Genomic DNA, 12,318 nt, shown 5'->3' with positions numbered 1-12,318 from the left:
CACGGACCGGCAGGACCTTTGTGACGACCTGTCAATCGCGCCGGGACCGCTCCACCCCCTGCTCCGCCGGCCGATCGCCCCGCGCCCCCTCAGCCCGTGGAGGCCTGCTCCAGTACCTCCACCGGCAGAGCCCCACCCGCACCGATCACCTCGATGCCGAGCAGCCGCCCCGACGCGTCCACGTCGAGGAACACCTCGGCGTCCGCCCCGACCCCGTCGACGGGGACCTGCCGGACGGCGGCGCCGTCGGCGATGTGTGCGACGAGAGAGACATACGCGGTGTCGTTCTCGCGGTCGTACTCGATGTGCATGCTTCGCCTCTCGGGGACGGGCTCCGTTGCGGCCGACGGACACGACGTTGCCGGCCTTGTTGATCACCACCCAGACCTTGCCGGTGGTGTACTTCCACGTGCCCGGCGACTTGCCCTTGGTCTTCTTGCCGGTCTTCACCGTACGCGCGACCGTCTCCTGGCTGATGCCGCGCTGCGCCACGCTGCCGGGCGGCGCCTTCCCGGGCGAGGCGAGGATCACCGGCATCGCCGACGAGAAGTGCTACGCCCTCCAGGACCGGTACGCGATGGACACCTGGGCCATGCCGGCCGATGTCGAGGTGTACCACCTGCGGCCGTCCCGGGAGAGCCGGCGGTTCGGCGACCGCGCGATCACCTGCCTCTTCGGCGACACCGAGGCCGGGCTCAAACTGACCGGCTCCCTGCGCGGCGATCCCACCACGCTCGACACCGACCAGGTTGCCTTCCTGTCCACGGCCAACGCCCTCGACGCGGCGCTCTACGAGGAGCCCGAGAGGACCCACGACGACGACCTCCCCGCCCACCGGGCCTGGGCCACCGACGTCCACGGCGTGCTCAACGAGCAGACCGAGGCCCTGCGCGGGCACGCCTGGCGGGCCGATGCCCGCAAGCCCGTCGCCGGCCTGGTGGAGGACCTGGAGGACGCCCGGGAGGAAGGGCGGAAGGCGAGCACCGCCGGTGACGCCGACACGTACTGCACGCACTACGGCAAGGCGTACGGGCTCGTGGACGGCTCGGCGACCGTCACGGCGCGCAAGGCCCTCGGGCTGGTGGCGACCCCGCCGGCCCGAGGGGTGGACGAGAGCCGGGACTCCGAATCGCAGGTGTGACGGCGGCCATAGCGGGGAGAAACCGCCTGCGTAAAGCCCTCAGGGCCCCCATGTCATCACATCGAGTGATTCTCTGGCCTTTGCTTGCACCGCACAACCCACGGTTGCCACGCTGTTGCTGTCTGTACAACCTGATGGGAGCGGCCAGTGACATTCGGTGAGCAGCCCGCGTACCTGCGCGTCGCGGGTGATCTCCGTCAGAAGATCGTCGACGGTCAGCTGCCGCCCCACACCCGTCTCCCCTCCCAGGCCAGAATCCGCCAGGAGTACGGGGTCTCGGACACCGTCGCGCTGGAGGCCCGCAAGGTGCTCATGGCGGAAGGCCTGGTCGAGGGCCGCTCCGGCTCGGGCACGTATGTGCGCGAGCGGCCGGTGCCCCGGCGCATCTCCCGCTCCGGCTTCCGTCCGGCCGGCGGGGCCACCGCGTTCCGCCAGGAGCAGGCCGACGGCGAGGGACGCGGCACGTGGGAGTCCAGCAGCGAGCAGTCCGAGGCGAGCGTCGCGGTCGCCGAGCGGCTGGGCATCGAGCCGGGCGAGCGGGTCATGTGCACGAGGTATCTCTACCGCGAGGGCGGTGAGGCGATGATGCTCTCCACGTCCTGGGAGCCCCTCGCCGTGACGGGGCGTACACCCGTGATGCTGCCGGAGGAGGGGCCGGTCGGCGGCATGGGCGTCGTCGAGCGCATGCGTGCCATCGACGTGATCGTGGACAACGTCACGGAGGAGGTCGGCGCCCGGCCCGGCCTCGCCGAGGAACTGCTCGTCCTGGGCGGCGTCCCGGGGCACGTGGTCCTGGTCATCCAGCGCACGTTCTACGCCTCCGGCCGCCCGGTGGAGACGGCCGACGTGGTCATCCCGGCCGATCGGTACCGGGTCGCCTATCACCTTCCGGTCAAGTAGCGAACGCTCACATCCGCCCCGCGGCGCGCTCCCCGCGCGCCCCGCTCACACTTTCACCGCGCGGCCCGGCACGGACCGGGGCCGTGCGCGTCTCGCGGACGGCTGTCGTTCACGCAGGTCGAGGCTCGTGTAGGCGGTGTGCGTGCGCCTGGTTGTGCGGAGGTGCTAGGACGGCGCGTTCATGAGTGTGCGCCCCCTGCGTTCTGGCTGGTTGCGTACCTCTTGGTGAAAAGCCGTATTCGCTGCGTAAAGGTAAGGCGTAGGCTCGGGCATATGCGCATTGCGGTTTCCTTGGCGGGTGGGGCACGGCACAGGCCGCGGACGGGAAGAGGAGGGGCGCGATGAACGACAGCACGGTCACTCTGCCCTGGCTCGTGATACGAGAGGACGACAACGGCAACCGCTACCGAGTGGGCCGGTACGCGACCCGGGCCGAGGCCCAGAAGATCGTGGACAGCCTCGACGGTCGTGGCCACAAGCAGCTGTACTGGGTCGAGCGGCTCGGTCAGAACGGGGCGGCCGCGGTGCACGACTGACTGCCGCCCCGGGCCGCCCAGGGGAAGGCTCCGGCGATCGGCGGGGCTCCCGTAGGCTCCCCGCATGAGTGAGCGGATCGTCGTGGCTGCCGCACTGGTCGAGGACGGGCGGCTGCTGGCCGCCCGGCGCAGCGCCCCCGCCGAGCTGGCCGGGCGCTGGGAGCTGCCCGGCGGCAAGGTCGAGCCCGGGGAGACGGCCGACGCCGCGCTCGTGCGGGAGCTGCGCGAGGAACTCGGCGTCGACGCCGAGGTGGGCGGGCGCGTCCCGGGCGAGTGGCCCCTGAGGCCCCCCTACGTCCTGAAGGTGTGGACCGCCCGGCTGCGGCCCGGCTCCGCCGCTCCCGCGCCCCTGGAGGACCACGACGAGCTGCGCTGGCTCGACCCCCACGAGATCTGGGACGTGGACTGGCTCGACCAGGACGTCCCCGCCGTACGGCAGACCCTCGCGCACCTGGGAACGGCGGAAGGCCCGGTAGCCGGCCACCCCGTCTCCGGCAGCCCGCACGAGCCCGGCGCCTGAAGCCGGTCGGGGGCGCGCGGCCTCACACAGTGCTGTGCAGACGATCCCTACGTCTTTTGTGCCACAGTGCGCCGCCCCGCGCGGTACTCCGCCCCGGATATCGGGTATGTGCCCATTAACCCCATGAAACCAGACATGAGTGGGGCTCCTGCCCGGGAAGTGATCGGCGTGAACGACACCGAAGGTGACTGCGCCGGGTGGACCTTTCCCGCCGAGCCGGGCGTCGTGCGCACCGCCCGGCAGGCCGTCCGGGGCCAACTCCGCGCCTGGAACCTGGACAGCCTCGCGGACCTCGCGGCGCTCCTGGTCAGCGAACTGGTCACGAACGCCCTGCGGCACGCCACCGGCCCCATCGGAGTCCGCCTGGTCCGCCCCGTGGGCCTCGGCGCCGTCCTCCTGGTCGAGGTCTCCGATCCGCTGCCGGACCCGCCCCGCGAGCGCGCCGCCCGCCCCGAGGACGAGAACGGCCGCGGACTGCACCTGGTGGCCTCCTCCTCCCGCCGCTGGGGCACCCGGCCGGGCGCCACGGGCAAGACGGTGTGGTTCGAACTCGCGTTGCCGGAGTGAAAATCCGGTGTACGTACGTCTTACCGCTGTAGAGCGATTGGTTCAGGCCAGTGGCGGTTGCCGGCCGACGGGATTCGACGACGTGTCCCCTGGTTAGAAGACTGGAAGTGTTGTCACGGTCCGGACCGAAAACCATCGGGACCGTGCTGTGATCGTGAACACCGTGTTGTGCGGCACCGTAGTGCTGGATACTGCGGGCAGCCGCCCCCGGTGACCGGTGCCGGGCGCGGTGAGCTGGAGGGGACGGTTCGCGTGAGCGAGATACCAGCGAAGGCCACGGAGTCCGAGGACCCGTCGGCGGGCGCGAGGGCGAGGGCCGTCGATGGCCTGGCCTCCGCGGTGGGAGGTGCGCTCGCCGCCGACGGGGTGCGCTCCGGGGACGCCATGTGGCAGAGCAGTCCCCCCGGATCCATCTACGACTACATCAAGGTCGCGTCCTTCTCCATCGGCCCCGACGGGCTGGTCGAGCAGTGGAGCCTGCGCGCAGAGCACCTCTTCGGCATCTCCGCCGACAAGGCCGTCGGCATGGACCCCATCGAGGCGTTCATCGACCCGCGCCACCGCGAGCGCGGCATGCGCAAGATGGCCGAGATCCTCGACGGACGCGAGTGGACCGGCGTGGTGCCCTTCCGGATGCCGAAGGGTGTCGAGGGGGAGTGCGGCCACGAAGGGCTCGCCGAGGTGTACGTCATGCCGACGCGCACCGAGGAGGGCGACAAGGCGGCCGTCTGCATCGTCGTCGACGTGCGCACCCTGCGCAGCATCGAGACCGACCTCGCCGCCTCGCAGGCCATTTTCAGTCAATCCCCGTTCGGTTTCCTGCTGATCGACTCCGACCTGCGGGTCCGCCGCGCCAACCAGCGGTTCGCGTCCATCTTCGGCGGCACGCCCGAAGACCACCGCGGCAAGGGCGTCCACGACTACCTCCAGCGCGGCGAGGCCGAGCGGGTCGCCGCGACCCTGCGCCGCGTGCTGGAGAGCGGCAACTCCATCACGGACATGCACATCACCGGCTTCGTGCCGGGCTCCGACGAGCGCCGTCACTGGTCCGTCAACCTCTACCGCGTGCACAGCGGTTCGGGCCGCCCCATCGGCATCGCCTGGCTCGGCACCGACATCACCGCCCGGCGCGCCGCGGCCCGCGAGGCAGCCGCCGCCCGGCGCAATCTCGCCCTGCTGAACGAGGCGGGCGCCCGCATCGGCAACTCCCTCGACCTGGAGACCACCGCCCGCCAGCTCCTCGACGTCGTCGTCCCCGGCTTCTGCGACCTGGCCACCGTCGACCTCTACCAGGGCCTGCTGGCCGGCGACGAGACCCCGCCCGGGCTCGCCGACGGCAGCGGTGAACTGCGCCGCGTGGCCTTCGCCAGCGCCGTGTCCGACGCGCCCTTCGCCGGCACCGGCGTGCCCGTCGCGGTCGGCGCCGTCCACCACTACCCGTTCAACTCGCCCTGCGCGGACGCCCTGCGCACGGCCCGCCCCCAGACCGTCCCGGGCGAGGACGGCGGGCTCGTGCAGTCCACGCTCGCCGTGCCGATGGTCGCCCACGACACCGTCGTGGGACTCGTGCAGTTCGCCCGCACGAAGGGCAGCGAGCCGTTCGGCGACCGGGACCGGGACCTGGCCGTCGAACTCGCCGCCCGTGCAGCGGTCTGCATCGACAACGCCCGCCTCTACCGGCGCGAACACGAACGCGCGTTGATACTGCAACGGTCCCTGCTCCCGCCCGGCGACCCGGAGGCCTCCGGCCTCGACATCGCCTGCCGCTACCTGCCCGGCAACGTCAACACCGGACGCCCCAGCGAGGTCGGCGGGGACTGGTTCGACGTCATCGAACTCCCCGGGCACCGCACCGCGCTGGTCGTCGGCGACGTCATGGGCCGCGGTCTGCGCGCCGCCGTGGCCATGGGCGAACTCCGCACGGCCGTCCGCACCCTGGCCCAGCTCGACCTCGAACCGGCCGAGGTGCTCTCCCAGTTGGACGAGATCGCCCGCGGCCTCGGCGCCCCCGGCGGCGTGCAGCAGGCGACCCGGGCGGCCCGCCGCCCCCGGGAGGCGGACCTGTCGGAGGTGTACCTCGCCACCTGCGTCTACGCCGTCTACGACTCCGTCACCCGGCGCTGCACCTTCGCCAACGCGGGCCATCTGCCGCCCGTCCTGGTCGAGCCGGGCGAGCCGGCGCTGATGCTCGACGTGCCGCCGGGCATGCCGCTCGGCGTCGGCGGCGAGCCCTTCGAGGAGGTCGAGGTCGAACTCCCCGAAGGCGCGCTGCTCGCGCTCTACACGGATGGACTGGTCGAAAGCCGCGATCACCCCCTGGACGAGGGCTTGCAAGCCTTCGTCAGCGCGCTCTCCGACCCGGCCCAGCCCCTGGAGGACGTCTGCGACCACGTCCTCAACACCCTCGACACCCATCACGGTGAGGACGACATCGCGCTGTTGATGGCACGTGTACAGGGGCTGCCCACGGATTCCGTGGGCGACTGGACGCTGCCGCGCGAGCCGCGCAGCGTGGGCCGGGCCCGCGAGTACGCGCGTGCCCAACTGCTCGCCTGGGGCATGGAGCCCTTGGTCGACACCACGGAGCTGCTGGTCAGCGAGCTGGTCACCAACGCCCTGCGCTACGGCGAGGGCGAGATCCGCCTGCGCCTCCTGCTCGACCGCACCCTGGTCTGCGAGGTCTGGGACTCCGGCCTGGTCCAGCCACGCCGCCGCCGCGCCCGCGACACCGACGAGGGCGGCCGAGGCCTCCAGCTCGTCGGCCTCCTCAGTGCGGCGTGGGGCTCCCGCCGCACGCCCCGGGGCAAGACGGTGTGGTTCGAACTGCCCCTTCCGGGAGGCGACACGAGGCTGACGGACCCGGCGGAGGCACTGCTGAGCCTGTTCTGACAGCGGGCCGACCGCCACCGTACGATCGCCCGGTCCCCGTCCCCGTCCCGGTCCCCGTCACCGTCCCCGTCACCGTCCCCGTCACCGTGCATCCCCACCCCGTCCCCGACACCACGACCCGGCTCGCGGCGAGGCGACGCGCCGACGGCCCCCGCCTTGGTGCTGCGTCCCCGGGACCCGGCCGACGCGGCCGGGCCGGCCCCGCACCGCGGGGTCGGGGCCCCGCGCCGGTGGACGTCGTCGTTCGCCGTCGAGGCGGCCGACCCCTTCCGCTCCGGTAGGCCTTCACGACCTTCGCCCGCGACGGCCCGCCCCCCCCTCGTTCTCCGCCGCCAGGCCGCCGACACCGTCGTCCTGCCGCCGACACCGTCGTCCTGCCGCCGAAGCCGCCACGAGGCTGTCGAGACCGCCGTTCCGCAGTCGGCACCGTCGTCCCGGCGCCGAAGCCGCCACGAGGCTGTCGAGACCGCCGTTCCGCAGTCGGCACCGCCGTCTCGGCGCCGAAGCCGCCACCCCAGGTCGCCGAGACCGCCATCCTGCCGGCGACGCCGTCCCGCCGCCGACACCGCCGCCCTGGCCCACGCAGGGGCCTCCGCGCGTACGGCACCTGGCCGGAAACCTCGACTGATCGCAACCGAACGCCCGTGCTGATCGTCCTCCCCGGCAACATCGACCACACCACCGAGGGGAGACGGCATGGAGCGCACGGAAGCCGGCGACGACGAGAACTCCTTACCACCCCAGGCGGACCCCCCGCCCGGCCGGGACGGCGGCACGAGACGCCGGCGGTGGGTCAGACGCACGGCCGTCGCCCTCCCCCTGCTCCTGCTGCTGCCGCTCCTGTCCGTCCTGACGGCTCTGCGCGTCAACTACATGGGTGACCCGGCCGACGGCACCCGCACCCGCGACCGTGACGCCCTCTGGCTGGGCCACGCCTGGGTCGACGGCCGTAAGAAGGACACCGACGTCACCGCCCTCGCCCGCCGCCTCCAAGGCACCGGCATCCGCGACCTGTACGTCCACTCGGGTCCGCTGGAACACGACGGCACGCTTCCCGAGGCGGTCTATCCGAGGGCCCGCTGGTTCATCGACGCCGTGCACGAGAAACTGCCCGGCGTCCGCGTCCAGGCCTTCCTCGGTGACGTCCTGGCCACCGAGGGCCCCGACGGCATGCGTCTGGCCGACGCGGACACCCGCGCCGCCGTCGTCCGCTCCGCCCGCCAGGTCCTCGACACCGGCTACGAGGGCATTCACCTCGACCTGGAGCCCATGCCGTCCGGCGACCGCGACTACCTCGCCCTCCTCGACGCCCTGCGCCGCGAGACGCGCTCCCGTGACGCGCGACTGTCGGTCGCCGCCCACCAGATCGACCCGCTCCCGGCCCTCCACACCGTGTTCGGCTTCTTCACCGAACATCCCAAGTGGTGGTCGCAGGAGTTCTTCGGCCAGGTCGCCCGCCGCGTCGACCAGATCGCCGTGATGTCGTACGACACCGCCCAGCCTCTGGAGAGCACCTACGGCGGCTACGTCGCCCAGCAGACCTCCCTCGCCCTGGAGGTCACCCCGCCCTCCACCGACCTGCTGATGGGCCTGCCCTTCTACTGGGAGAGCAACTTCGACCACTGGGGCCACGCCGAGACCGTGCCCGCCGCCGTCCGGGGCGTCCGCCTCGGTCTGTCCCGCACGGACGCGGACCGGGCCAACTTCGGTGTCGCGCTGTACATCGACTTCGCGGCGACCGAGGCGGACTGGCGCGCGTACAAGGAGGACTGGGTCGGCGAATGATCAGCCCGCCGAGGACCGCCTCCTGATCTTCGAACCCAGCCACACCAGCGGGTCGTACTTGCGGTCGACCGCCCGTTCCTTCAGCGGGATCAGCGCATTGTCCGTGATCTTGATGCCCTCGGGACAGACCTCCGTGCAGCACTTGGTGATGTTGCAGTAGCCCAGGCCGTGGTCGTCCTGGGCGGTGGTCCGGCGGTCCAGGCCCGCCTCCGCCGCCGAGTCCAGCGGATGCATGTCCAGCTCGGCGATCCGCATCAGGTAACGGGGCCCGGCGAACGCCTGCTTGTTCTCCTCGTGGTCACGGACCACATGGCAGGTGTCCTGGCACAGGAAGCACTCGATGCACTTGCGGAACTCCTGCGGCCGGTCCACGTCCTCCTGCATCATGCGGTACTCGCCGGGGGCGAGTCCGGGCGGCGGGACGAAGGCCGGGACCTCTCTCGCCTTCTGGTAGTTGAAGCCGACATCGGTGACCAGGTCGCGGACGACCGGGAACGCCCGCAGCGGCGTCACCGTGATCGTCTCCTGACGCTCGAAGACCGACATGCGCGTCATGCACAGCAGCCGCGGCCGGCCGTTGATCTCCGCCGAGCAGGAACCGCACTTGCCGGCCTTGCAGTTCCAGCGCACGGCGAGGTCGGACGCCTGGGTGGCCTGGAGGCGGTGGATGATGTCGAGCACCACCTCACCCTCGTTCACCTCGACCTCGAAGTCCTCCAGGCCGCCGCCGCTCACGTCCCCGCGCCACACCCTGAAGTGGGTCGTATAGCCGCTCATTCGTAGAGCTCCTCTTCGGAGAGGTACTTGACCAGCTCCTCCTTGTCGAACAGGGCGAGCAGGTCGGCACGGACGGGTTCGGTGGTCTCGCGGGTGAGGGTGATCTGGCCGCGGACCGGGTCCGTCGCCGCCAGGCCGCCCGTCGGGTCGGTGAGCGCGCACAGCAGGTTGATCCGGCGCCACTCGCGGTCCATGCCCGGATGGTCCTCGCGCGTGTGACCGCCGCGCGACTCGGTGCGCTCCAGCGCGGCCCGCGCCACGCACTCGCTGACCAGCAGCATGTTCCTGAGGTCCAGGGCGAGGTGCCAACCCGGGTTGAACTGCCGGTGCCCCTCGACCCCGGCCCGCCGCGCCCGGACCCGCAGTTCGGCCAGCTTCCGCAGGGCCTGCTCCATCTCCGGCTCGCGGCGGATGATGCCGACCAGGTCGTTCATCGTCTGCTGGAGTTCCTGGTGGAGGGTGTAGGGGTTCTCCGGCGGTCCGCCCGCCGGTTCCTCGATCTCCGCCTCGGCCGAGAAGGGCCGCAGGGCCTCGGCGGCGGCGGCGTCGACCTGGACGTCGTCCACGACGGGCCGCGCCCCGGCCAGCCCCGCCGCGTACTCGGCGGCGTGCCGGCCCGCCCGGCGGCCGAACACCAGCAGGTCGGACAGGGAGTTGCCGCCCAGCCGGTTGGAGCCGTGCATGCCGCCGGCGACCTCACCGGCCGCGTACAGCCCCGGCACCCCGCGGGCCGCCGCCGTGTCGGACTCGACCGCGACCCCGCCCATCACGTAGTGGCAGGTGGGCCCGACCTCCATCGCCTCGGCCGTGATGTCGACGTCCGCCAGCTCCTTGAACTGGTGGTACATCGACGGCAGCCGCCGCTTGACGACCTCGGCGGGCATCCGGGTCGACACGTCCAGGAACACGCCCCCGTGCGGGGAGCCGCGCCCCTCCTTCACCTCGGTGTTGATCGCCCGCGCGACCTCGTCGCGGGGGAGCAGCTCGGGCGGGCGCCGGTTGTGGTCCGGGTCGTCGTACCAGCGGTCGCCCTCCTCCTCGGTCTCGGCGTACTTGTCCTTGAAGACGTCGGGGATGTAGTCGAACATGAACCGCTTGCCGTCGGAGTTGCGCAGCACACCGCCGTCGCCGCGCACCGACTCGGTGACGAGGATGCCCTTCACCGACGGCGGCCAGACCATGCCGGTCGGATGGAACTGCACGAACTCCATGTTCAGCAGGGGAGCGCCCGCGAGGAGGGCCAGCGCGTGGCCGTCGCCGGTGTACTCCCACGAGTTCGACGTCACCTTGAAGGACTTGCCGATGCCGCCGGTGGCGATCACCGCGGCCGGTGCCTCCAGCACGAAGAAGCGACCCGACTCGCGCTCATAGCCGAACACGCCGCAGACGCGGCCGTCCTCCTTGAGGACACGCGTGACCGTGCACTCCTGGAAGACCTTCAGCCGGGACTCGTAGTCGCCGGTCTCGCGGAAGTCCTCCTGCTGGAGCGAGACGATCTTCTGCTGGAGGGTGCGGATCAGCTCCAGGCCCGTGCGGTCACCGACGTGCGCGAGGCGCGGGTACTCGTGGCCGCCGAAGTTGCGCTGGGAGATCCGGCCGTCCTCGGTGCGGTCGAACAGCGCTCCCCAGGTCTCCAGCTCCCACACCCGCTGCGGCGCCTCCTGCGCGTGCAGCTCGGCCATCCGCCACTGGTTGAGGAACTTCCCGCCGCGCATGGTGTCGCGGAAGTGCACCCGCCAGTTGTCGCCGCTGTTGACGTTGGCCATCGCGGCGGCGATGCCGCCCTCCGCCATCACCGTGTGCGCCTTGCCGAACAGCGACTTGCAGATCACGGCCGTACGGGCGCCCCGCTCGCGGGCCTCGATGGCGGCGCGCAGCCCGGCACCGCCCGCGCCCACCACGACGACGTCCCATTCCTGCCGGTCGACCACGGACATCGGTAAGGCCCCATCCTCTAGAAGAAGCGCGGATCGTCGAAGACGCCGGACGCGACCAGGTAGACGTAGAAGTCGGCGAGCGCCACGCTCACCAGCGACGCCCAGGCCAGCTGCATGTGCCGGGCGTTGAGCTTCCCCACCCACTGCCACATCCGGTAGCGCAGGGGATGTCTGGAGAAGTGCTTGAGCTTGCCGCCTACGATGTGCCGGCAGGAGTGGCAGGAGATCGTGTACGCCCAGATCAGCACGATGTTGACCAGGAACACGAGCGTGCCGAGGCCCATGTGGCCCCACGCGTAGGTCTCGTCGCGGAAGCCCAGCACGGTGTCGTAGGTCAGGATCCCGGCGACCACGATCGCGGCGTAGAAGAAGTACCGGTGGATGTTCTGCAGGATCAGCGGGAAGCGGGTCTCGCCGGTGTACTTCTTGTGCGGCTCGGCGACCGCGCAGGCCGGCGGGGACGCCCAGAAGCCCCGGTAGTAGGCCTTGCGGTAGTAGTAGCAGGTCAGGCGGAAGCCGAGCGGGAAGATCAGGATGATGATCGCGGGCGAGATGCCCCACCAGCTTCCGAAGATCTCCCAGTTGGGGCCGGCCTTCATCGGCACGCAGTTCTCCGCCAGACAGGGCGAGTAGAACGGGGAGACGTACGGCGCCGCGTAGTAGTCCGCACCGGCGAAGGCCCGCCAGGTCGAGTAGACGATGAACGCGAGCAGACCCGCGGCCGTGCCGGCCGGGGCCAGCCACCAGCGGTCGGTGCGCAGGTGCGGGGCGGCGATCGCGGCGCGCGTGCCGCCCCGCACTCCGCCGCTCGGGTGATGGGGTGCGGTGGCAGGGGGTTCCGTACCAGTGGCCACGTGACGACTCCGGTCGGGTTCGGGGGAGGTGCCGGTCGCGCTCGACTCCTGCCCGGGTCAGGGAGCGCGCCGGTCCCGGGCACCGAGCCCCTCGTCGTCCGAGTCGCTCCACAGGGCGGCGTCGTACGGCGTGTCGGAGATGGTGACCAGCTCGGGGCGGGTCGGCGCGACCGTGGACGCCGCTGCGTCGCGCAGCAGGGCGACGCTCTCGCGCAGGTGGTTGGCGTCGGCACGGACGCGGCGCATCTCCAGGCCGCCGGTGCCGAGCTGCTTTTCCAGGCGTCCCAGCGACCGGAACACCTCGTCGAGATTGCGCTGGACTGACGTCAGTTCGTCGTGAACGGACATGACTTGCCCTCACTTCCGCGGGTCCTTCGTGGCCCAAGGCGGCAACGTTCATGCGCCTGCGAGT

The 12,318-nt window shown here is 71.6% G+C and carries 12 protein-coding genes; 7 read left to right on the top strand and 5 right to left on the bottom strand.

Going from position 1 to position 12,318, the window contains the following annotated elements; translation table 11 throughout:
- Window positions 1-89: 89 nt before the first annotated feature.
- Window positions 90-311 carry a DUF2283 domain-containing protein gene (locus ABTX62_RS27470; RefSeq protein WP_352118724.1) on the bottom strand — a complete coding sequence of 74 codons (222 nt, stop codon included), beginning with the start codon at window positions 309-311 and terminating at the stop codon, window positions 90-92.
- 56 nt (window positions 312-367) lie between these two features.
- Between ABTX62_RS27470 and ABTX62_RS27465 the strand changes: the two genes are divergently transcribed.
- From ABTX62_RS27465 to ABTX62_RS27435, 7 genes are all read left to right on the top strand, one after another.
- Window positions 368-1,141 carry a hypothetical protein gene (locus ABTX62_RS27465; protein WP_352118723.1) on the top strand — a complete coding sequence of 258 codons (774 nt, stop codon included), beginning with the start codon at window positions 368-370 and terminating at the stop codon, window positions 1,139-1,141.
- A 147-nt stretch (window positions 1,142-1,288) separates the two neighbouring features.
- Window positions 1,289-2,041 (top strand): GntR family transcriptional regulator, encoded by a 753-nt coding sequence (locus tag ABTX62_RS27460; protein WP_352118722.1) that lies wholly within the window; start codon window positions 1,289-1,291, stop codon window positions 2,039-2,041.
- 341 nt (window positions 2,042-2,382) lie between these two features.
- Complete coding sequence (locus ABTX62_RS27455) at window positions 2,383-2,577, top strand: SPOR domain-containing protein (RefSeq protein ID WP_352118721.1); 195 nt, start codon at window positions 2,383-2,385, stop codon at window positions 2,575-2,577.
- A gap of 64 nt (window positions 2,578-2,641) precedes the next feature.
- Window positions 2,642-3,097 carry a (deoxy)nucleoside triphosphate pyrophosphohydrolase gene (locus tag ABTX62_RS27450; protein WP_352118720.1) on the top strand — a complete coding sequence of 152 codons (456 nt, stop codon included), beginning with the start codon at window positions 2,642-2,644 and terminating at the stop codon, window positions 3,095-3,097.
- Between the two features lie 123 nt (window positions 3,098-3,220).
- Complete coding sequence (locus ABTX62_RS27445) at window positions 3,221-3,664, top strand: ATP-binding protein (protein WP_352118719.1); 444 nt, start codon at window positions 3,221-3,223, stop codon at window positions 3,662-3,664.
- Window positions 3,665-3,916: 252 nt separating this feature from the next.
- A complete protein-coding gene (locus ABTX62_RS27440) occupies window positions 3,917-6,553 on the top strand; it encodes a SpoIIE family protein phosphatase (protein ID WP_352118718.1) in 2,637 nt (878 codons plus the stop codon).
- Between the two features lie 696 nt (window positions 6,554-7,249).
- Window positions 7,250-8,338, top strand: coding sequence for a glycoside hydrolase family 18 protein (locus ABTX62_RS27435; RefSeq protein WP_352118717.1), 1,089 nt, complete (start codon window positions 7,250-7,252; stop codon window positions 8,336-8,338).
- On the opposite strand, the gene ABTX62_RS27430 is transcribed toward ABTX62_RS27435, so the two are convergent.
- Genes ABTX62_RS27430 through ABTX62_RS27415 form a run of 4 tightly spaced genes read right to left on the bottom strand, consistent with a single transcriptional unit; the run spans window position 8,339 to window position 12,254 of the window.
- Entirely contained in the window at window positions 8,339-9,115 is a 777-nt protein-coding gene (locus tag ABTX62_RS27430; RefSeq protein ID WP_352118716.1) for a succinate dehydrogenase/fumarate reductase iron-sulfur subunit, read from the bottom strand.
- Window positions 9,112-11,052 (bottom strand): fumarate reductase/succinate dehydrogenase flavoprotein subunit, encoded by a 1,941-nt coding sequence (locus ABTX62_RS27425; RefSeq protein WP_352118715.1) that lies wholly within the window; start codon window positions 11,050-11,052, stop codon window positions 9,112-9,114. The genes ABTX62_RS27430 and ABTX62_RS27425 overlap by 4 nt, the downstream gene beginning before the upstream one ends.
- Before the next feature lie 17 nt (window positions 11,053-11,069).
- Window positions 11,070-11,906, bottom strand: coding sequence for a succinate dehydrogenase subunit SdhC (sdhC, locus tag ABTX62_RS27420; protein WP_352118714.1), 837 nt, complete (start codon window positions 11,904-11,906; stop codon window positions 11,070-11,072).
- A gap of 57 nt (window positions 11,907-11,963) precedes the next feature.
- Window positions 11,964-12,254 carry an Rv0250c family protein gene (locus ABTX62_RS27415; protein WP_352118713.1) on the bottom strand — a complete coding sequence of 97 codons (291 nt, stop codon included), beginning with the start codon at window positions 12,252-12,254 and terminating at the stop codon, window positions 11,964-11,966.
- Window positions 12,255-12,318: the final 64 nt, after the last annotated feature.

Origin of the sequence: Streptomyces sp. NPDC096046 (assembly GCF_040303285.1) — a bacterium.
Classification (GTDB): Bacteria; Actinomycetota; Actinomycetes; order Streptomycetales; family Streptomycetaceae; genus Streptomyces.
The sequence above is the reverse complement of the archived record's forward strand: the minus strand, read 5'-3'. Positions and strand labels throughout refer to the sequence as shown.

Bases quoted from the DNA above. Each gene is read 5' to 3' on its own strand.
- ABTX62_RS27470 (WP_352118724.1), bottom strand. From the start codon at position 311: ATGCACATCGAGTACGACCGCGAGAACGACACCGCGTATGTCTCTCTC.
- ABTX62_RS27455 (WP_352118721.1), top strand. From the start codon at position 2,383: ATGAACGACAGCACGGTCACTCTGCCCTGGCTCGTGATACGAGAGGAC.
- ABTX62_RS27450 (WP_352118720.1), top strand. From the start codon at position 2,642: ATGAGTGAGCGGATCGTCGTGGCTGCCGCACTGGTCGAGGACGGGCGG.
- ABTX62_RS27445 (WP_352118719.1), top strand. From the start codon at position 3,221: ATGAAACCAGACATGAGTGGGGCTCCTGCCCGGGAAGTGATCGGCGTG.
- ABTX62_RS27435 (WP_352118717.1), top strand. From the start codon at position 7,250: ATGGAGCGCACGGAAGCCGGCGACGACGAGAACTCCTTACCACCCCAG.
- ABTX62_RS27430 (WP_352118716.1), bottom strand. From the start codon at position 9,115: ATGAGCGGCTATACGACCCACTTCAGGGTGTGGCGCGGGGACGTGAGC.
- ABTX62_RS27425 (WP_352118715.1), bottom strand. From the start codon at position 11,052: ATGTCCGTGGTCGACCGGCAGGAATGGGACGTCGTCGTGGTGGGCGCG.
- ABTX62_RS27415 (WP_352118713.1), bottom strand. From the start codon at position 12,254: ATGTCCGTTCACGACGAACTGACGTCAGTCCAGCGCAATCTCGACGAG.